This is a genomic window from Cyanobium sp. T1G-Tous, assembly GCF_024345455.1.
Classification (GTDB): domain Bacteria; phylum Cyanobacteriota; class Cyanobacteriia; order PCC-6307; family Cyanobiaceae; genus Cyanobium_A.
This window is the reverse complement of sequence record NZ_JAGQBD010000013.1, coordinates 15,510-32,305: the sequence shown is the minus strand read 5'-3', so window position 1 is coordinate 32,305 and position 16,796 is coordinate 15,510. Positions and strand designations below refer to the sequence as shown.

General features: G+C 65.6%; 23 protein-coding genes. 8 read left to right on the top strand and 15 right to left on the bottom strand.

Annotated elements, in window-relative coordinates:
- The first annotated feature begins 52 nt into the window (after positions 1 to 52).
- The 5 genes from KBY75_RS08945 (at position 53) to KBY75_RS08925 (ending at position 3,663) form a co-directional block, all read left to right on the top strand.
- Complete coding sequence (locus KBY75_RS08945; protein WP_255023689.1) at positions 53 to 1,036, top strand: bifunctional riboflavin kinase/FAD synthetase; 984 nt, start codon at positions 53 to 55, stop codon at positions 1,034 to 1,036.
- Positions 1,037 to 1,112: 76 nt separating this feature from the next.
- Complete coding sequence (locus tag KBY75_RS08940; protein WP_255023649.1) at positions 1,113 to 2,192, top strand: thiamine phosphate synthase; 1,080 nt, start codon at positions 1,113 to 1,115, stop codon at positions 2,190 to 2,192.
- Complete coding sequence (gene thiS, locus KBY75_RS08935; RefSeq protein WP_254937815.1) at positions 2,192 to 2,395, top strand: sulfur carrier protein ThiS; 204 nt, start codon at positions 2,192 to 2,194, stop codon at positions 2,393 to 2,395. The genes KBY75_RS08940 and thiS overlap by 1 nt, the downstream gene beginning before the upstream one ends.
- Positions 2,396 to 2,405: 10 nt before the next feature.
- On the top strand, positions 2,406 to 3,398 hold the full coding sequence (locus tag KBY75_RS08930; RefSeq protein WP_396098148.1) for a DUF1517 domain-containing protein: 993 nt from the start codon (positions 2,406 to 2,408) through the stop codon (positions 3,396 to 3,398).
- A gap of 91 nt (positions 3,399 to 3,489) precedes the next feature.
- On the top strand, positions 3,490 to 3,663 hold the full coding sequence (locus KBY75_RS08925; RefSeq protein WP_255023648.1) for a hypothetical protein: 174 nt from the start codon (positions 3,490 to 3,492) through the stop codon (positions 3,661 to 3,663).
- Here KBY75_RS08925 and larB read toward each other — a convergent pair.
- From larB to KBY75_RS08905, 4 genes are all read right to left on the bottom strand, one after another.
- Entirely contained in the window at positions 3,637 to 4,350 is a 714-nt protein-coding gene (gene larB / locus KBY75_RS08920; RefSeq protein ID WP_254937780.1) for a nickel pincer cofactor biosynthesis protein LarB, read from the bottom strand. The genes KBY75_RS08925 and larB overlap by 27 nt on opposite strands.
- Positions 4,351 to 4,459: 109 nt before the next feature.
- Positions 4,460 to 4,915: a TIGR03792 family protein gene (locus KBY75_RS08915; RefSeq protein WP_396097224.1), complete on the bottom strand. Its 456-nt coding sequence runs from the start codon at positions 4,913 to 4,915 to the stop codon at positions 4,460 to 4,462.
- Entirely contained in the window at positions 4,912 to 5,397 is a 486-nt protein-coding gene (gene ispF / locus KBY75_RS08910) for a 2-C-methyl-D-erythritol 2,4-cyclodiphosphate synthase (RefSeq protein ID WP_254937781.1), read from the bottom strand. The genes KBY75_RS08915 and ispF overlap by 4 nt, the downstream gene beginning before the upstream one ends.
- Before the next feature lie 53 nt (positions 5,398 to 5,450).
- Complete coding sequence (locus tag KBY75_RS08905; protein ID WP_255023647.1) at positions 5,451 to 5,876, bottom strand: NfeD family protein; 426 nt, start codon at positions 5,874 to 5,876, stop codon at positions 5,451 to 5,453.
- Positions 5,877 to 5,951: 75 nt separating this feature from the next.
- On the opposite strand from KBY75_RS08905, the gene KBY75_RS08900 reads away from it, so the two are divergent.
- The gene (locus KBY75_RS08900) at positions 5,952 to 6,833 is read left to right on the top strand and encodes an SPFH domain-containing protein (RefSeq protein WP_255023646.1); all 882 of its coding nucleotides are present in this window, start codon (positions 5,952 to 5,954) and stop codon (positions 6,831 to 6,833) included.
- Here KBY75_RS08900 and KBY75_RS08895 read toward each other — a convergent pair.
- From KBY75_RS08895 to era, 6 genes are read right to left on the bottom strand one after another with little or no spacing between them, the layout of a single operon-like run.
- A complete protein-coding gene (locus KBY75_RS08895; RefSeq protein ID WP_254937789.1) occupies positions 6,824 to 7,207 on the bottom strand; it encodes a heavy metal-binding domain-containing protein in 384 nt (127 codons plus the stop codon). The two genes, KBY75_RS08900 and KBY75_RS08895, sit on opposite strands and share 10 nt — an antisense overlap.
- 41 nt (positions 7,208 to 7,248) lie before the next feature.
- Positions 7,249 to 7,950, bottom strand: coding sequence for a tRNA (guanosine(37)-N1)-methyltransferase TrmD (trmD, locus tag KBY75_RS08890; protein ID WP_255023645.1), 702 nt, complete (start codon positions 7,948 to 7,950; stop codon positions 7,249 to 7,251).
- Positions 7,951 to 7,954: 4 nt separating this feature from the next.
- Positions 7,955 to 8,482 (bottom strand): phycobiliprotein lyase, encoded by a 528-nt coding sequence (locus tag KBY75_RS08885; protein ID WP_254937791.1) that lies wholly within the window; start codon positions 8,480 to 8,482, stop codon positions 7,955 to 7,957.
- A 13-nt stretch (positions 8,483 to 8,495) separates the two neighbouring features.
- Positions 8,496 to 8,936 (bottom strand): type II toxin-antitoxin system VapC family toxin, encoded by a 441-nt coding sequence (locus KBY75_RS08880; RefSeq protein WP_255023644.1) that lies wholly within the window; start codon positions 8,934 to 8,936, stop codon positions 8,496 to 8,498.
- Positions 8,936 to 9,163 carry a type II toxin-antitoxin system Phd/YefM family antitoxin gene (locus KBY75_RS08875; protein WP_254937793.1) on the bottom strand — a complete coding sequence of 76 codons (228 nt, stop codon included), beginning with the start codon at positions 9,161 to 9,163 and terminating at the stop codon, positions 8,936 to 8,938. Before KBY75_RS08875 ends, KBY75_RS08880 begins: the two co-directional genes overlap by 1 nt.
- A gap of 36 nt (positions 9,164 to 9,199) precedes the next feature.
- Positions 9,200 to 10,129 (bottom strand): GTPase Era, encoded by a 930-nt coding sequence (gene era / locus KBY75_RS08870; protein WP_255023643.1) that lies wholly within the window; start codon positions 10,127 to 10,129, stop codon positions 9,200 to 9,202.
- An 87-nt stretch (positions 10,130 to 10,216) separates the two neighbouring features.
- Between era and KBY75_RS08865 the strand changes: the two genes are divergently transcribed.
- Together KBY75_RS08865 and KBY75_RS08860 are read left to right on the top strand one after the other, a co-directional pair.
- Positions 10,217 to 10,738 carry a hypothetical protein gene (locus tag KBY75_RS08865; protein ID WP_255023642.1) on the top strand — a complete coding sequence of 174 codons (522 nt, stop codon included), beginning with the start codon at positions 10,217 to 10,219 and terminating at the stop codon, positions 10,736 to 10,738.
- A 43-nt stretch (positions 10,739 to 10,781) separates the two neighbouring features.
- Positions 10,782 to 12,323, top strand: a complete 1,542-nt coding sequence (locus KBY75_RS08860) for an alpha/beta fold hydrolase (protein WP_255023641.1) — start codon at positions 10,782 to 10,784, stop codon at positions 12,321 to 12,323.
- Between the two features lie 42 nt (positions 12,324 to 12,365).
- On the opposite strand, the gene KBY75_RS08855 is transcribed toward KBY75_RS08860, so the two are convergent.
- The 5 genes from KBY75_RS08855 to ffh all read right to left on the bottom strand — a co-directional run bounded on the left by KBY75_RS08855 (position 12,366) and on the right by ffh (position 16,721).
- The gene (locus KBY75_RS08855; RefSeq protein ID WP_254937796.1) at positions 12,366 to 13,103 is read right to left on the bottom strand and encodes a Bax inhibitor-1 family protein; all 738 of its coding nucleotides are present in this window, start codon (positions 13,101 to 13,103) and stop codon (positions 12,366 to 12,368) included.
- 124 nt (positions 13,104 to 13,227) lie between these two features.
- Positions 13,228 to 13,734, bottom strand: a complete 507-nt coding sequence (locus KBY75_RS08850) for an aromatic acid exporter family protein (RefSeq protein ID WP_255023640.1) — start codon at positions 13,732 to 13,734, stop codon at positions 13,228 to 13,230.
- Complete coding sequence (locus KBY75_RS08845) at positions 13,731 to 14,762, bottom strand: PhoH family protein (protein WP_255023639.1); 1,032 nt, start codon at positions 14,760 to 14,762, stop codon at positions 13,731 to 13,733. The genes KBY75_RS08850 and KBY75_RS08845 overlap by 4 nt, the downstream gene beginning before the upstream one ends.
- Positions 14,763 to 14,773: 11 nt before the next feature.
- Positions 14,774 to 15,220, bottom strand: a complete 447-nt coding sequence (gene rpsP / locus KBY75_RS08840; RefSeq protein ID WP_255023638.1) for a 30S ribosomal protein S16 — start codon at positions 15,218 to 15,220, stop codon at positions 14,774 to 14,776.
- Between the two features lie 49 nt (positions 15,221 to 15,269).
- A complete protein-coding gene (gene ffh, locus KBY75_RS08835; protein ID WP_255023637.1) occupies positions 15,270 to 16,721 on the bottom strand; it encodes a signal recognition particle protein in 1,452 nt (483 codons plus the stop codon).
- Positions 16,722 to 16,796: the final 75 nt, after the last annotated feature.

Genomic DNA, 16,796 nt, shown 5'->3' with positions numbered 1-16,796 from the left:
AGGTGCCATGGGAGGATCGATTTGGCTCCCGTTGCCTTTGGGTTCCGTAGCGTTGATACCCCTGCGATCCCCCCAGGAGGCCCTGCGCCCCACGGCCATCGCCCTCGGCAGCTTTGACGGCCTGCACCAGGGGCACCGCCGCGTGATCGCGGCTGTTACCGCTGCCCCGGGCAGCGAACAGGCGGCAATCGCCACTGTGGTGAGCTTCTGGCCCCATCCGCGCGAGGTGCTGCACGGCGAGGCGCGCTTACGGCTCGACCTGCCCGCTGAAAAGCTGCATCTGCTGGAGCCCCTGGGCATTGAGCAGCTGGTGCTGGTGCCTTTCAGTCGAGAGCTGGCCGCCCTCAGCCCCGAGGCCTTCGTGGAACAGGTGCTGGTGGGCCAGCTGGCTGCCCAGCGGGTCGCCGTGGGTGAAAACTTTCGCTTCGGGGCCGGCCGCAGTGGCGACAGTCATGCCCTGGCGGAGATTGGTTCCCGTCACGGCATCGAGGTGCAGGTGCTGCCGATGCTCTGGGATGGCGAGGAGCGGGTGAGCAGCAGCCGCATTCGCCGGGCCCTAGGGGCTGGGGATCTGGCGGAGGCCCGCCGCTTGCTGGAGCGTCCCTATCGCTTCAGCGGCCTGGTGGTGCGTGGCCGCGGGCTTGGTAAGCAACTCGGTTGGCCCACCGCCAACCTGCAGGTGGATGGCCGCAAGTTTTTGCCGCTGGAGGGGGTTTATGCGGCGACCGCTTCTGTGGAAGGTGGGGCCATGCTGCCGGCGGTGATGAACCTCGGCCCCCAGCCCACGGTGGATCCCACCGCCCCCTCGGCGGTGGAGGTGCACCTGCTCGATCGGCAGCTGGAGCTTGAGGGATTGGAGCTGGTGGTGGAGCCGCTGCAACTGCTGCGCCGCCAGCAAACCTTCGCCAGCTTTGACCAGCTGGTAGCCCAGATTGCGGCCGATGCCCAGCTGGCCCGCGCCTTAAGCGCCGGGATAGGCGTGGGTGAGACCCCAGCCAATGAAGGTTGCGATCCCGCCGAGCAGCAGAATCCCTGAAATCAGCACCAGCATCGGGCTGTCGGTATTGCCCCGATTTGGATTGCCTGGCTCGCCTGCCATTGGCCCCTGTGTGATGGATTCCACCCTAGACAGCTCCTCCAGCCCAGCTCGCGATCGGCTGCTCGATGCCAACCTCGATCGGGCTCGCGAGGGCTTGCGGGTACTGGAAGATTGGGCCCGCTTTGGCCTCGATCGAGGCGATCTGGTGGTGCGAACCAAGGACATGCGCCAGCGGCTGGGCAGGTTGCATCGCGATGCCTACAAATTTGCGCGCCACACCGCCACCGATCCGGCCGCGGGCCTCGGCCATCCGGCCCAAGCGGAGCGATCCAGCCCCAGCGCCGTGGTGGGTGCCAACGCCGGCCGGGTGCAGGAGGCTTTGCGGGTGCTGGAGGAATTTGGGCGCAGCAGCGATCCCCTGCTGGCTGAGGAGGCCTCAGCTCTGCGCTATCTGCTCTACGACCTTGAAGTGGATCTGTTGCAGGCCTGTCGTCTGGCCGCTGCGGGCGGGGCGGGCCGCCGTGAGCTGCTGGCTAGCTGCCGGCTCTATTTGGTTACTTCGCCGGTGCCCGACCTGGAGCAGGTGGTGGCCGCGGCCCTGGGGGCCGGGGTACGCCTGGTGCAATACCGCGCCAAAGAGGCCGCCGGTCTCGATGACCTGCAAAAACTCAGCCAGGCCCGAGCCCTGCGCCAGCTCTGCGCCGCCCATGGCGCCCTGTTTTTGGTGAATGACCGCATTGATATTGCCCTGGCTGTGGAGGCCGACGGGGTGCACCTGGGCCAGGGGGATCTGCCGCCGGCGGTGGCGCGCCAGCTGCTGGGCCCAGATCGGTTGATTGGCCGCAGCACCCATGCCCTGGCCCAGTTGCAGCAGGCGGTCAGCGATGGTTGCGACTACATCGGTGTCGGCCCGGTGGAGGCCACCCCCACCAAGCCCGGCCGGGAGCCGGTGGGGCTCGATTACGTGCGCCAGGCCGCGGCGGCTAGTCCGATCCCCTTCTTTGCCATCGGCGGGCTGGAGGTCAGCAAGGTGGCGGCGGTGCGGGCTGCTGGAGCCCAGCGGATTGCGGTGGTGCGGGCGATCACCGAGGCGGTTGATCCGGCTGCCGCCACAGCCGAGCTGCTGGCAGCACTTGAGGTGCCGGCTTCGTGATCCGGCTGCAGGTAAACGGCGATCAGCGAGCCTGCTCAGCCGGACTCAATTTGGAGCAGGCCCTGCTGGAACTGGGCTACAAGCCCCGCTTGGTGGTGGTGGAGTTCAACGGCACGATCCTGCCCAGACAGGCCTGGCCCACCCAGCCGGTGGTGGAATCCGATGTGCTGGAGGTGGTCACCATTGTGGGCGGTGGTTCCTAGATTCCGACCAATCGCTTCCAGCGCCTTGGCGCTTTCTACCCGTCTGGTCTTGCGGCGCTGCTTCAGCTTGTTGGCCGTGCCGATGTTGGTCCTGAGCCTGTTGGTGGTGCATCCCAGCCCCAGCTGGGCCGCCAGTGGCGGCCGCATAGGTGGCGGCAGCTTCCGCTCGGCCCCCTCGATGCCGAGAAGCTATGGCGGTGGTGGTTATAGAGGTGGTGGTGGCGGCTACAACAGCGGCTACCGCGGTGGCTATGGGGGAGGGGGCATCGGCTTTCCCTTCCTGATTCCAATGTTTGGTTTCGGTGGCGGTGGCCTGTTTGGCTTCCTTGTGCTGATGGCCGTGGGAGGTCTGCTGCTCAATGCGGTGCGTGGTGGCGGCGGGGGCGGCCAGGGGCCAGCAATTTCCGGCAGCCGCAGCGATCTGGTGGGCGGCGGCCGCCCCGATGGCCCGGTCACTATCAGCCAGCTGCAGGTGGGGCTGCTGGCATCGGCCCGCCAGCTTCAAACCGATCTGCGCCGTTTAGCTGGCAGCGCTGACACCAGCCATGCGGCTGGCCTCCAAGCCCTGCTTCAGGAGACCACCTTGGCCCTGCTGCGCCACCCCGACCTCTGGGTCTATGCCAATTCAGAGGTGGGTCAGGTGCCTTTCGCTAGTGCCGAATCCACCTTTAATCGCCTTTCGATGACGGAGCGCAGCAAGTTGCAGCGAGAGGTCACCACCAATGTGGGCGGCAAGCGCTTTAGCGATGACAGCGTGGCCGCAGGAGATAGCGATGCCAGTAGCGATTTCATCGCCGTCACCCTGCTGGTGGCAAGCCGCAGCCGGCTTGCGCTCAAGGGTTCGGGCAGTGCCGACCAGGTGCGCGATTCGCTGCAGCAACTCGGTGCCGTCGGTGCAGCTGACCTGCTGGCGATCGAGGTGATCTGGCAGCCGGAAGGGGCTGGTGAAGTGCTGAGCACCGAAGAATTGCTAACTGCTTACCCCCAGCTTCAACACCTCTAGGACTGCTGTCCTGGTTCGAGTCCCAAACGGCGAGGGGAGATCTTTGCCTTTCCCCTTGCCCATGGCTGGCTAGCTACCCACACTGCGCTGAGTGCCGGCTGTTTTGATGCTGCGTCGCTCGCCAACTTGGGTCAATACAGCGGTGCTGCTGCAGGCCATCGAGCGCTACGAGCAGGGACTATTGCCCCGCTCGATGCAGCTCTGGATTCAAGCGGTGCTCGAGATTGAGCAGCCCGGTTCAACTCCCCTGCGACCCGGCTGCTGAGCGCCCAGGCCCGCAGCCCAGGATCCGCAGGGCTGCCATGGCGGCGCCGTAACCGTTGTCGATGTTGACCACCGTGAGCCCGGGGGCGCAACTGGCCAACATGCCGTGCAAGGCGGCCACGCCACCGGCACTTACGCCATAGCCCACCGCTACCGGCACGCCGATCACCGGCTGGGGTAGTAGCCCGGCCAGCACGGTGGGCAGGGCTCCCTCCATACCAGCACAGGCGATCAGCACATCGGCATGACGCAGCTCTTCGAGGCGCTCGAGCAGCCGGTGCAGCCCCGCCACGCCCACATCCAGCACCAGCTCGGTGGCGATGCCATGGCAGGCCAAGGCCAGCTGGGCCTCGGCCGCCACCGGCAGATCACTGGTGCCGCCGCTCAGCACCGCTACCCGCCCCAGCCTGGAATCCGGGCTTGGTAGGGGGCCGGCGCTGAGACAGCGGGCCTGTGAATGGTGCTGCAGAAGCCAGGCCTCCCCTCGCTCCGGCCCAAGTAGTGCTGCCACGGCTTCCGCCTTCTCAGGGCAGATGCGGGTCACAAGCGCTAGCTCTCCTGCGCCATCCAGCTCCTCCAGGATCCGGGCGATCTGCTCGACACTTTTGTGCTCGCCCCAGATCGCCTCCACCATCCCCAGCCGCTGGCGGCGGCCAAGGTCGAGTCGATGCTCCGGGCTGCCGTTCATAGCCGCTCCCACACCATCTCAACAATGGCCGGTGTCACCCAGAGGCACCAAGCCCGATCTTCGGCATGGCTGCCGAGCACGTAGGTGGCCTTGTTTGCGCTGATGCGGCTCATGGCGGCAGCAGCTCACCTTCAAACACCAGCGGGAAGGGGTTGCCTTGTGATTGGCCGGTGGCCGCTTGGGCCAGCTGCTCAAAGCGCTCCTGCACCGCCTGCACCGCTTGCGGCGGAATCGCCTTCCAGTGCTCGCGATCGACCCAGCGGATCAACAGGGTGCCCTCCTCGGTGGCGGGATCCCAGAGCAGCTGGCGATCGAGAAAGCCCTCCTGCTGGGCCAGCCAGGGTTCCCAGCTGCCCCGTTCCGCCTCAAGCCAGGCCTGGCGGCCCTCGGCCGGCACCTTCAGGCGCAGGTGTTCCACCACCACCACGTCGTAGGAGCCATCGGGCTCGGCAAAGGCCGCCCGCACTGGCGCGGCATGGCTGGTAAGCAGCAGCACCAGCGTCACCCCCTGAATCAACAGCAGTCCGATCAGGCTAGAAACCCGGCGCCAGCGAAGGGGGGTCACGGCTTCTGCAGCAGGACCACGGCGTGGCAGGAGATGCCCTCTTCGCGGCCTTCAGGCCCCAGCTGTTCGTTGGTGGTGGCTTTGACGCCCACCTGATCGGCTGCCAGCCCCATGCGCGCCGCGATGGCAGAACGCATCGAGGCGATGTGGGGCTTGAGCTTGGGCCGCTCGGCCACTAGCACTGAATCCACATTCACCACGCTCCAACCCCGCTCCATCACCAGGGCCACTACCTGCTCCAGTAGCTCCAGGCTGTCGGCTCCCTGCCACTGCGGGTCGTCCGGTGGGAAATACAGGCCGATGTCGCCTAGGGAAAGGGCCCCCAGCAGGGCGTCCATGATTGCGTGCACCAGCACGTCGGCATCGCTGTGGCCATCAAGCCCCAGGCCGGCGGGATGCTCCAGCCGCTGGCCGCCCAGGATCAGCGCCCGACCGGGCACCAGCCGGTGGATGTCGTAGCCATTGCCGATGCGGAGTTGCATGGAGTGGGGGTGCTTGGTCTCAGTCTCCCCTAGGGCTGGGTCTAGACCAAGACTCAATTTTCCTTAGACCCCAACACCTGCAGCTGATTGCCCTCGCGGCCCAGCACGGTCACGGCCGCACCTGGGCTGAGGGCTTGGCTGCTGCCCAGGTTGACGGCGCTCCAGCTCTGGCCGTGCCAGCGCACCCGACCCGTATCGCTGCCGTCGAAGCCACTGAGCACCGTGGCGGTTTCCGCTGGCGGCAGGCTGCGGTGCCGCTGCCGTGCCGACCAGCGCCGCAGACCCAACACCCCCAGGCCGGTGAGGCCCGCCAGTAGGCCTAGCTGCAGCAGGGGCGGCAGGGGTAACCAGGCCGTCGCCACTGACAACACCAGGGCCACCACCGCCGCCGGTAACAGCCCATCCACCTCGGCGCCCGCCAGGGCAAGCAGCAGCAGGCCGGTGGCCAGCAGCAGCCAGAGGAGCGACACGGGAGCCATGGCGGCGCGGCGGGTGGGGGTGGTTCAGCTCACCCATGCTGACTAGCGTTGGTATCTCATGCTCGGATTCCTGCCGTGGAAGCTCTGCTCTCCCTGCCCGCCTTGGTGCTGATGGCCCTGCTCGGCGTCAGCAGCGTCAAGGTCACCAGCGGCGGCCAGTCGCGCCTGGTGGAGCGCCTTGGCAAGTACGACCGCCAGCTGCAGCCGGGCCTCTCCTTGGTGCTGCCGGGGCTGGAGAAGGTGGTGAGCCACGAATCGCTCAAGGAGCGGGTGCTCGATATTCCGCCCCAGCAGTGCATCACCCGCGACAACGTCGGCATCGAGGTGGATGCGGTTGTGTATTGGCAGCTGCTGGAGCACGCCCGCGCCTACTACGCCGTCGACAATCTGCAGGCGGCCATGGTGAACCTGGTGCTCACCCAGATCCGGGCCGAGATGGGCAAGCTCGACCTCGACCAAACCTTCACCACCCGCCAGGAGGTGAATGAGGTGCTGATGAAGGAGCTGGATCAGGCCACCGATCCCTGGGGCGTGAAGGTGACTCGGGTGGAATTGCGCGATATCCAGCCATCCCGTGGCGTGCAGCAGGCGATGGAGCAGCAGATGACAGCTGAGCGGGAGAAGCGGGCGGCAATTTTGCGTTCGGAAGGCGAGCGCGACTCCCAGATAAATGCGGCCCGGGGCCGGGCGGAGGCCCTGCTGCTCGATGCCGAAGCCCAGGCCAAGCAGCAGACCCTGCTGGCCCAGGCCAGGGCCGATGCGGCCAGTCGGCTGGCCGAGGCGATGCAGGCCAACCCCCAGGCCGCCGAGGCGATGCGTTTGCTGCTGGCCGGCGACTGGATGGCGATGGGCGAGCAGATGGCTCAGGCTCCTGGAGGCAGTGTGCTGATGGTGGATCCCCAGAGCCCGGCAGCCCTACTTACGGCTTTGCGGGGTCTGCAGCAGGGTCAGGGTTGAGGCGGTAGCGGCGGCGGTGGAAGGCCCCTATCCCCAGGAGCCCAATCCCCAGCAGCCTCGAGCCGTACGGCAGTGCCGATTGCGCAAGCCATCAACATCCCACCCGCCTGTCCCAGCACCTCGTAGTCCACCCGCACCCCCACAACGGCATCGGCGCCCAGCAATCGAGCGCGCCTACCTAGTTCCTGCAGTGCCATCTCCCGGGCCCGCTCCAGCGTGGCTTCATAGGACCTAGCCCGGCCGCCGATTAGGTCCCGGATGGAGGCCAGAATGTCGCGAAAAATATTGGCGCCCAAAATTGTTTCGCCGTGCACCAGGCCCAGGTAGTGCCGGATCGGCTGGCCTTCAAGGCTGGAGGTGGTGCTGAGCAGCATCGCTGTTAAGGCAACCGGGGGCTGAGCCCAGTTTGCTGTTTCTACTGCTGGAGTTGCTGCTGCGCCTGCCAGAGCCCGAATAAATCCGGCCGGCGTTCGGCGGTGCGCTGCTGCTGCTGCTCAAAGCGCCAGCTTGCGATGGCGCCATGGTCACCGCTGCGCAGCACTGCCGGCACCTCCAGCTCCCGGAAGTTGGCGGGACGCGTGTAGTGGGGATGCTCGAGCAGCAGGGCGCTGTGACTTTCGTCGTCGAGGCATGCCTGGGTTCCCACGGTGCCTGGCAGCAGCCGCACCACGCCGTTGATGATTACCGCCGCCGGTAGCTCGCCGCCGGTGAGCACAAAGTCGCCGATCGATACCTCCTCATCAGCTAGGGAGCGGATGCGTTCATCGAATCCTTCGTAGTGGCCGCAGATCAGCACCAGCTGGTCGTAGCCGCTGGCCCAGCGGCGCAGATCGGCCTGCTCGAGCGGCTTGCCCTGGGGGCTCATCAGCAGCACCCGCCGCCGCGGCAGCACCGGGATCGCCTCCACCGCCGCAAACACCGGCTCTGGTTTAAGCACCATGCCGGCGCCGCCGCCGTAGGGCTCGTCGTCGACCTTGCGGTATTTGTCGGTGGCGAAATCGCGGGGGTTGTGGGTGTGGAGCGCGGCGATGCCGGCAGCAAAGGCCCGGCCGATCACCCCCAGGCCCAGCAGTGGCGCAAAGGCCTCCGGTGCCAGGCTCACCACATCGAGGCGCATGGGTTCAGCTCGCGGGCACGGTGGGCCGGCTCACCCGGCGGATCTCGGAGCTGAAGCTGGCCCGGCCGGGGCTGCCAGCAGCGCTGGTTTCCACCGTGGAGCGCAACCGCAGATTGGGCTTGGTGAACCAGATCCGCTCGCGCACCTCCCGGCCATCGCCTGTGATCACCAGCTCCAGGCTGCCGTCGGGCCAGAGCTGCCAGCGGCCCTGCTGCTCGCCGCTGCTGAAGCCACCGTTTGCGTCGAAGTGCAGCTGCTGCTTGGCCACGCCATCTTTCGGGCCCACTTGTAGGCCGCCGGCCCCATCAGCGGCCTCTGCCTCCAGGAAGGCCACCACCAGTTCGCCGCGCTCGCTGCTGTGCCAGGCCTCGCCGTCCTCGCCTAGGTCTTCGGCGCTGTCGCTATCAGCAGCGTCGACCGCGCCCAGGGCGAACTGGCTGCGCAAGCTCATCCATTCACCGGCGCAGAGGCGCAGAAAGGCGCCAATTTGCTCGGGCGGAAAAGGGGCGGTGTCGGGGCTGGGCTCGCTCATGGGCGTGATTCTCTCAGCCGCCTGACCCGCCGTCGCCCATCCAGATCACCTGGTGGCCGTAACCGCGGAGGGTTCGATCCGCTGTGAGCAGGGTGAGGCCGTTATGGATGGCCTGGGCCACCAGCAGCCGATCGAAGGGGTCGCGATGGATCCAGGGCAGATGCTGCACCGCCAGAGAGTGTTCTGGCTCGATTCCCAGTTCCTGGAGACCCTGCTGCTTCAGGCCGTCACGTAATTGAGCTGCGTCGACGACGAATCCAGGCTTGCCGAGGGAGGTTTTGATCGCCACTTCCCAGAGGCTCACCACGCTAAACAGCATGGGAAAGCGGCGGTCCCTGAGGTTGCCACGCAACGTTGCCTCTACGCGCTCCGGGGCGATGGCCAGCCAGAGCAGCAGCTGGGTGTCGAGCAGTTGCGGCCTGAGCTTGGGTTGCGTTGAGCTGGCTGCCCCCATCAGCTGAACATCGCCTCGATGTCCTGCTGGAAGTCGGCTTTGAGGTCGCAGTCCAGAACCGCAGCCCCCTGAAGAAAGCCGAGCTCGCGTCGGCGAGGAGCCTCATCTACCGGCACCAGCCGCACCAGGGCTTTGCCGGCTCGCGCAATCACCACCTCCTCCCCATCGAGCGCTTGCTCCACATACCGGGAGAGATTGGTTTTGGCGTCGTGGAGGTTGACTTTCATTGTCTCAGCTTAGCCGCTATGCCGGCTAAGCAGGATTTACTCCCCCCGATAGCCCAGTTCGCTCAACCGCGCGGCACTGCGTCGCCAGTTGGGCACCACCTTCACGAACAGCTCCAGATACACCGGCCCGTCGATCAATTTCTGCATCTGCTGGCGGGCGCCGCTGCCGATCTCCTTAAGCATGCGGCCCCCTTTGCCGATCAGGATTCCCTTCTGGCTGCTGCGTTCCACCAGCACCGTCGCCAGCACGGCAGTGCGCGGCCCGTCGTCGACGATGCGCTCGATCTGCACCGCCACCGAGTGGGGAATCTCCTCGCGGGTGTGGTGCAACACCTGCTCGCGGATCAATTCCGCCAGCAGCAACTGCTCGGGCTGATCGCTGACCGCATCCGGTGGGTATAGGTGGGGACCCTCCGGTAGGTCGGCGGCCAGAGCTGCCACCAACTCGCTGGTACCCGCGCCGTTCAAGGCGCTCACCGGATGCAGGGGCCAGCCCGGCACCAGCTCGCCGTAGCTCTGGGCTAGTTCCTCGGCCCGGGCCGGATCCACCAGGTCGTTTTTGTTGAGGGCTACGTGCACCGGCGCGCGGCAGTGCTGCAGCAGCTCCACGATGAAGCCATCGCCCCGGCCAGCGGGCTCGCTGCCATCCACCAGCAGCAGCACCACATCCACTTCACCGATGGCGCCCCGGGCGCTCTGCACCAGTCGCTCCCCCAGCAGGTGGTGGGGCTTGTGGATACCTGGCGTATCTACCAGCACCAGCTGGGCTGTTTCGGTGGTGAGGATCGCCCGCAGCCGGTTGCGGGTGGTTTGGGCTACCGGCGAGGTGATCGCCACCTTTTCGCCCACCAGCTGGTTGAGCAGGGTGGATTTGCCCACGTTTGGCCGGCCGATCAGCGCCACGAAGCCGGAGCGGAAGCCTGCGGGGCTGGTGGGCAGGGCCGGGATGGTCGTGGGAAACTCCATAGCACCAGCCTGGCAGCTGGCAGGGCCAACCTTGCTGCCTGGGCGGAGTTCATAGGCTGGAACTCTGGTTGTGACCTATTCACCGCAATGACCGCTGCTGCCGAACCAACTTTTCAGCAGGCCATGGAGATCACAGCCCAGTGGCTGGCGTTGTGGGAGCAGGGTGAACTCAGTGATGAAGTGCTCGCCGACCGGGTGGCTGAGCTGGTAGCAAGCCGCGATGGTGCCCGGGGCTTTTTTGTCGTCAGCCTGGCGGGCGACTGCCCGCTAATGGACCGCCTGCCCGAAACCCTGCTGATGCAGCTGCGGCTGGCAGGCGAGGGCGTCGTCGATCTTTCGGCCCGCAACCTGGCCATGAGTACGGCGATGGCCCTGCACCATCAACGTGCCGGCGATTCCAGCCAGCAGGGGGCTTCGGAGCGGGTGCAAGCCCGCTGCACCGAACTGCTCAGGAGCCTTGAGCCCCAGGCCGTTAAGGAGCGGCTGGAAATCCTGCTGGCGGCTACTGCCGGGCAGGGAGAAGACGTCGCCTTCCTGGATCGCTGGGGCTACGACGCCGAGCAGCGGAGCTCGATCGCCGCCGCAATCGAAGCGGTGGCTGAGTCTTGAAACGGGCGAAGATGGTTTCATTGCCCCGCCGTCGCTTCAGCCCATGAATCGCCCATTGCCATCCCGGGCGTTACGCGTTCTGGCCACGGGAATCGGTGCCGCCGCCCTGCTGGCTCCAGCGCCGGCCAGGGCAATTGAAACCATCAATTTGCGGCTGCCCCTGCTCGAGACAAATTTCAGCATCAGGGTCGCTGAATTGCGCAGTCCGGAGGCCTTGATTGCCGGCGACAGCGATCTAGCCGAGCTCGACCGTGCCACCCGAGGCGAGATCGGCCGCAGGCTCAAGGCTGTGTTGAGCTCTGATCTGCCCCTTGAAGCAAAGGCGGTTATTCGCCAGGCCCAGGGATCACCACTGCTTGATCAGGTGCTGCTGTTGGTGGGGGCCCTAGGCGACATCGATGGCCTGCCTGATCCCATCGATCCGGCTCAGTTTGAGCAAGCGATGGAGCGCTCTGCCGCTAAGGGGGGCATCAGCTTGCTGGATGTGATCGAGCAGCTACCAGGCCAGAGCGTCACGGTGGAGCTGGGCCGGTTGGGATTTTCAATTCAGCGCTTTCGTGACCAACGCCGCTCGGCAGAAAAGCTGATTGCCTCCCTGCCGGCGGTGGGTAGTGCTGGACCGCTGCAGGAGGTGGGGCCCCTGGCTGTTGCCCGGCAGGAACAAAGCATCGCCGTTGGCCATCGCTCGGAGCCGTTGGCTCTGGTGGTGCTCGAGCCAATGGGATCTGGCGCGGCGCCCAATCGACTGGTGGTGATTTCCCACGGGCTGTGGGATGACCCCAGCAACTTCGAGGGCTGGGCAGCCCACCTGGCTAGCCATGGCTACACCGTGGTGCTGCCCCGCCACCCAGGCAGCGATCAAAGCCAGCAGCGGGCCATGCTGGCCGGCAAGCAGCCCCCTCCCAGTCCGTCTGAGCTGGCCCTGAGGCCAAAAGACGTGTCGGCCGTGATCGATGCCGCCGCCCAGGGCCGGCTGGCTTTGCGCCGACCGGTGAACACCCAGGCGGTGCTGGTGGCGGGCCATTCCTGGGGGGCGACCACGGCGCTGCAGCTGGCTGGGGCCCGGCCCATCACCACCAAACTTCAACAGCTGTGCGATGAGGTGCGCGACCCCTCCCGCAATCTCAGCTGGATATTGCAGTGCAACTTCGTTGGTTCGGCGGATAGTGCCGCTCTGGTCGACCCCCGGGTGGCTGCTGCCATTGCGGTGAGTCCGCCGATGCGCTTGCTATTTGATGTCGATTCCGCCGGCAGCATGAAGGCGAAGGTGCTGGTGATCAGCGGTAGCCGCGACTGGGTGGTGCCGCCCGGGCCCGAGGCGATCGAGCCCATGGCCAGGGCCACCCGGGGCGGAGCCAGTGGCCATCGCCTGGTGCTGGCTGAGAACGCCGATCACTTCAATTTGCGTTCGCCCAGGGGCGAGGCCGGGGGGCCCTTGCGGGCTCTGCTGCTGGCTTGGTTTAACTCCGCTGCTCGCTCAAGCCAAGGCAACCCGCCTGAATTGCCCCTTGCTGGTTGGGGCAGTGCAACCCATCCGCTGCGGGAAGTGACATCGGCATTGCCCAAGCCTCCGGCTCAGCCATAAAAAAGCGCCCCTTTTGGGGCGCTGAAGTTACTGAATTGAAGCTCAGTCGCGGCGACCGCCGCCCTGGAGGGCAATGATCAAGCGCAGGATGAAGATAAATAGGTTGATGTAGGTGAGATACATCCCCAAGGCGCCGGCCAAGTATTGGTCGTCGCTGTAGGTGCGGGGCATTGTGTAGAAGTCGACAAAGGCTGCTCCTACGAACAACACAGTGCCGAAACCTGCAATCAGCAGTTCGAAGGTGCCGCCGCTGAAGACGCCTGGGGCAAAAATGCCTCCGATGATCTGCACGACCATGGCGATCAGCAGGCCGAGGATGCCCAGACCCACCACGCCGCTCAGCGCTTGGCCGATGTTGTCGCTCATGCGGCGTCCCACGACTGAGGCCACCACAAAAGTGATGCCCGTAGCCAGGGTGGCTGTGCCGATGGCGCCGACACCAGCGGCGCTTACGGCGTAGGCAACGATGCCGCTGAGGGTGAAGCCGGTGATCAGGCTGTAGGCCGTCAGCAGCGGCAGGGCGGTGTTGTTGTTGCCCTTCAGGGCCACATTCTGGGCCACGAAGAACAGGATGAAGTTGCCGATCAGGGCCACCCAGAACAGGGGCATGAACAGGGTTGGGCTGCTGGCCATCAGGGCCAGTCCTCCCATTACCCCACCGGCGGTGAGCACCATGCCGCCGCCCACATAGGGCAGGGCCTTGTTGACCACATTGGGGCCAACTAGGGCACTCGATTGAGCCTCACGAATGGCCTGTTGAAAATTGCTGCTGGCCGGCATGGCGCACCAGTGGTTTCGAAGTTTCTATATCCTGCCAGCGATCTGCAGGCAACGGGAGACCCTGATGGCTGCCGTTGGTGCGGATCTCCCTATCGGGATTGGGCTCAGGTTTGGCGCGTGGGCTTCAGGAATTGCCACCAGCCTGGTTGTTTGAGCTAGGCCAGAGCCCCGCCGCTAGCACCGCAACGCCGGTGCCGATGCATGATTCAGCCAAGCGCAGCAGGGCATTGAGCCCCGGACTTAGCTTCGGATCCAGGCTGCCGGTGACCATCACAACGATCACGGTGATAGCTGCTAATCGGCCATGGCTGGGCACATTGATCGCCGCGCAGAGCGCAACTGTGGCGAAGATTGCCACGGCCATGCCCAGAGGGTGAAAGGGCAGCAGCGTCAGGTAGATGGCACTGGTGCCGGCGCCTATGGCTGAACCCAAAATTCGCAGCGAGGCTGAGGAGGTTGTCTCCCTGCGGGTGGCCTGGGTTACCACGATCGCGGAGATCGCCGACCAAAGCCCGCCGATCTTGGGTAGGTAGCCCGGGAACAGATTCGTGAACCAGTAGCCGAGCAAGTAAGCCACCAAAGCCGCTATGGCGATCTCGGCGGGGATGCGCAGACGCTCTGCTTTGTTCATGGTTCAGGCTCACTGCACTGGCTATCGAATCGCCTTTTAACGGCAGGCGCCAGTTTGGTGGCATCGCGATCCGCATAGGCCTCCACCAACCGCTGCACTAGCGGGTGGCGCACCACGTCAGCCGCGGTGAGCTCGCAGATCGCGACCCCCTCCACCCCCTGCAGCACCTGGGCAGCTTCCTGCAGGCCGCTCATTACCCCATAGGGCAAGTCCACCTGGGTGGGATCGCCAGTTACCACCATGCGGGAGTGTTCCCCCAGCCGGGTAAGCACCATCCGCATCTGGGTGGTGGTGGTGTTTTGGGCTTCGTCGAGGATCACAAAGGCGTCTGCCAGGGTGCGGCCACGCATGTAAGCCAGAGGCGCCACTTCAATCACCCCTTTTTCCAGCAGGGCACCGGTGCGCTCGGCGCCGAGCAGGGCGTGCAGCGCGTCGTAGAGGGGGCGCAGGTAGGGATCAACTTTCTGCTGCAGATCGCCCGGTAAAAAACCGAGCCGTTCGCCCGCCTCCACCGCCGGGCGAGTGAGCACCAACCGCTCCACTTTGCGCTCGGTGAGCATGCGCACCGCCTGAACGGCGGCCAAAAATGTTTTGCCCGTGCCCGCCGGGCCGAGGGCAATGGTGAGGTCGTGGCGCTCCATGGCTTCCATGTAGGTCTGCTGGCGCAGGGTGCGCGGGCGCAGCAACTTGCCACTTTGGCTGCGGGCCAGCACCTGGCGGCCCAGTTGCTGATGCTCCGCGCTCCTGCCGGTGTCGAGGGCTTGCAGTGCTACCCGCGCATCCACCTGGGTGATGGCTTGGCCTTCCTGCCACAGGGGGCGAAGCAATTCCACCAACGCCGCCGCCCGCTCCATTTGGCTGGGAGGGGCCTGAATAACCAAATCCAGCCCCCGCAGCACCAGCGAAGCTCCGGTGAGGGCTTCGAGATGGCGCAGGGTGGATGATTCGGCGTCACCTGCCAGGGCTAGAGCCGCGGCAGGATTGGGCAGGGGAATGGCAAAGCTTGTAGGCCCCTTTGGCTCTGCCATGGGGCGAAAGCTCAAGCTTCGTCGGTAGCGGCGGCTTCCGTAGTTGCTTCTTCGGCACTGGCGGCTTCCGCTGCAGCAGCTTCAGCAGCTGCCTTGGCTTCGGCGGCAGCAGCAGCTTCGGCAGCCTTGGCTTCAGCAGCCTCCTTGACAGCCTGCTTGGCGGCAGCTTCGCGGGCATCAGCCTGCTTTTGCTTGCCAACGACCTCGGCAGGGCGCACGGTCTTCTCGATTAGACCGCCCTTCTCCAGCAAGGAGCGCACCGTATCGGTGGGTTGGGCCCCCTGGCCGAGGCGAGTGCGGATCGCCTCGGTGTCGAGACGGGTCTCTTTGGTACGGGGGTTGTAAAAGCCCAGCTCCTCAAGCGGACGTCCGTCGCGGCGAGAGGTGCTGTTAGTGGCCACGAGGCGGAAACTCGCTTCCCGCTTCTTTCCAAACCGCTTCAGGCGGAGCTTGATCATCGTGGCCTTGCGCTAGGTGTCCAAACAAGCAATGTACCCCGTCGGGTGCTCATAGCTGCCCGAATCCCTTGCGTTTCTTGGCGGGCTTGGCAACTCTTTGCCCCGCCCCACCGCCACTGCCACCACCACCGCCCATGGGGCCAGGCATCCCAGGCATCCCAGGCATACCCCCCATCCCTGGCATGCCGGTCATGCCGCCGCCGCGGGTCATCTGTTGCATAAAGCCCCGCATCTTCTGGAAATCTGCCAGCACTTTGTCCACCTCGGCCGAGCTGTGGCCGCAGCCAGAGGCGATGCGGCGCCTTCTTGAGGGTTGGGAGGCCAGCAGCTCCGGTTGCTGGCGCTCGATCTCTGTCATTGAGCCAATCATCGCCTCGATCTTTTTGAGCTGCACCTCGCCTTGCTTGAGCATGCCGTCGTCAATTTTGTTCATGCCCGGGATCAGCTTCATCAGCCCGCCCAAGGAGCCCATGCGCCGGATCATGCGCATCTGCTGCAGAAAGTCGGAGAAGTCGAAACTGGCTTCCTGGAGTTTTTGCTGCATGCGGGCCACGTCGGCCAGCTCCACCTCCTTGGTGGCCTTCTCCACCAGGGTGAGCACGTCGCCCATGCCGAGGATGCGGCTTGCCATCCGCTCGGGATGGAAGGGCTGAAGCGCCTCTACCTTCTCGCCGGTGCCGATGAACTTGATCGGCGCACCGCTCACCTTGCGGATTGAGAGGGCGGCACCGCCGCGGGAGTCGCCGTCGAGCTTGGTGAGCACAGCTCCGGTGATGCCCACCTGCTCGTGGAAGGCCCGGGTGAGATCGGCGGCCTCCTGGCCGATCATCGAATCCACCACCAGCAGCACCTCGTCGGGCTGCACGGCCTGACGGATCCGCACCATCTCCTCCATCATCGACGTGTCGATTTGGAGTCGGCCGGCGGTGTCTACCAGCACCGTGTCGAAGCCCTCCTCGCGGGCCTTGGCGATGCCGGCGGCGGCGATGTCCTCGGGCTTGGCATCGGTGCCAAGGCTGAATACCTCCACGCCGATTTGGGCGCCCAGGGTCTTCAGCTGCTCAATGGCGGCAGGTCGGTAGACGTCTGCTCCCACCAGCAGGGCCCTGCGCCCCTGCTCCTTGAGGTGCAGGCCGAGCTTGGCGGTGGCGGTGGTTTTGCCGGCGCCCTGCAGGCCGGCCATCAGCACCACCGAGGGTGCACCGGGCTTGCCACCTCCGGCCAGGGGGGCGTTCTCGCCGCCCATGGTTTCAACCAGCTGCTCGTGCACCAGCTGGATAAATTTCTGATCCGGGCTAACGCCCCGCACCACCTCGGCGCCCACGGCCTTGCGGCGCACCTCCTCGACGAAGTCCTGAACAACTGGCAGGCTCACATCCGCCTCCAGCAGGGCTCGACGCACCTGCTTGAGCGCGCCTTCTACGTTGGTTTCTGTGATCGAGGCCTGCCCTCTCAGGCTCTTAAACGCCTCTTCAAATCGCTGCGAAAGCTCGTCAAACATCGCGGTGCCACTCCGGGGCCAGGGGTTGGGGCCTGGGCCCCATATTCAAACGATCGTAAAAACAAGTCCGGCTGG

Excerpts from the sequence above, each read along its gene's own strand:
- KBY75_RS08940 (WP_255023649.1), top strand. The coding sequence starts at position 1,113 with ATGGATTCCACCCTAGACAGCTCCTCCAGCCCAGCTCGCGATCGGCTG.
- larB (WP_254937780.1), bottom strand. The coding sequence starts at position 4,350 with ATGAACGGCAGCCCGGAGCATCGACTCGACCTTGGCCGCCGCCAGCGG.
- ispF (WP_254937781.1), bottom strand. The coding sequence starts at position 5,397 with ATGCAACTCCGCATCGGCAATGGCTACGACATCCACCGGCTGGTGCCC.
- KBY75_RS08905 (WP_255023647.1), bottom strand. The coding sequence starts at position 5,876 with ATGGCTCCCGTGTCGCTCCTCTGGCTGCTGCTGGCCACCGGCCTGCTG.
- KBY75_RS08895 (WP_254937789.1), bottom strand. The coding sequence starts at position 7,207 with ATGCTGCTCAGCACCACCTCCAGCCTTGAAGGCCAGCCGATCCGGCAC.
- trmD (WP_255023645.1), bottom strand. The coding sequence starts at position 7,950 with ATGCGCCTCGATGTGGTGAGCCTGGCACCGGAGGCCTTTGCGCCACTG.
- KBY75_RS08885 (WP_254937791.1), bottom strand. The coding sequence starts at position 8,482 with ATGAGCGAGCCCAGCCCCGACACCGCCCCTTTTCCGCCCGAGCAAATT.
- KBY75_RS08880 (WP_255023644.1), bottom strand. The coding sequence starts at position 8,936 with ATGGGGGCAGCCAGCTCAACGCAACCCAAGCTCAGGCCGCAACTGCTC.
- KBY75_RS08875 (WP_254937793.1), bottom strand. The coding sequence starts at position 9,163 with ATGAAAGTCAACCTCCACGACGCCAAAACCAATCTCTCCCGGTATGTG.
- era (WP_255023643.1), bottom strand. The coding sequence starts at position 10,129 with ATGGAGTTTCCCACGACCATCCCGGCCCTGCCCACCAGCCCCGCAGGC.
- KBY75_RS08865 (WP_255023642.1), top strand. The coding sequence starts at position 10,217 with ATGACCGCTGCTGCCGAACCAACTTTTCAGCAGGCCATGGAGATCACA.
- KBY75_RS08860 (WP_255023641.1), top strand. The coding sequence starts at position 10,782 with ATGAATCGCCCATTGCCATCCCGGGCGTTACGCGTTCTGGCCACGGGA.
- KBY75_RS08855 (WP_254937796.1), bottom strand. The coding sequence starts at position 13,103 with ATGCCGGCCAGCAGCAATTTTCAACAGGCCATTCGTGAGGCTCAATCG.
- KBY75_RS08850 (WP_255023640.1), bottom strand. The coding sequence starts at position 13,734 with ATGAACAAAGCAGAGCGTCTGCGCATCCCCGCCGAGATCGCCATAGCG.
- KBY75_RS08845 (WP_255023639.1), bottom strand. The coding sequence starts at position 14,762 with ATGGCAGAGCCAAAGGGGCCTACAAGCTTTGCCATTCCCCTGCCCAAT.
- rpsP (WP_255023638.1), bottom strand. The coding sequence starts at position 15,220 with ATGATCAAGCTCCGCCTGAAGCGGTTTGGAAAGAAGCGGGAAGCGAGT.
- ffh (WP_255023637.1), bottom strand. The coding sequence starts at position 16,721 with ATGTTTGACGAGCTTTCGCAGCGATTTGAAGAGGCGTTTAAGAGCCTG.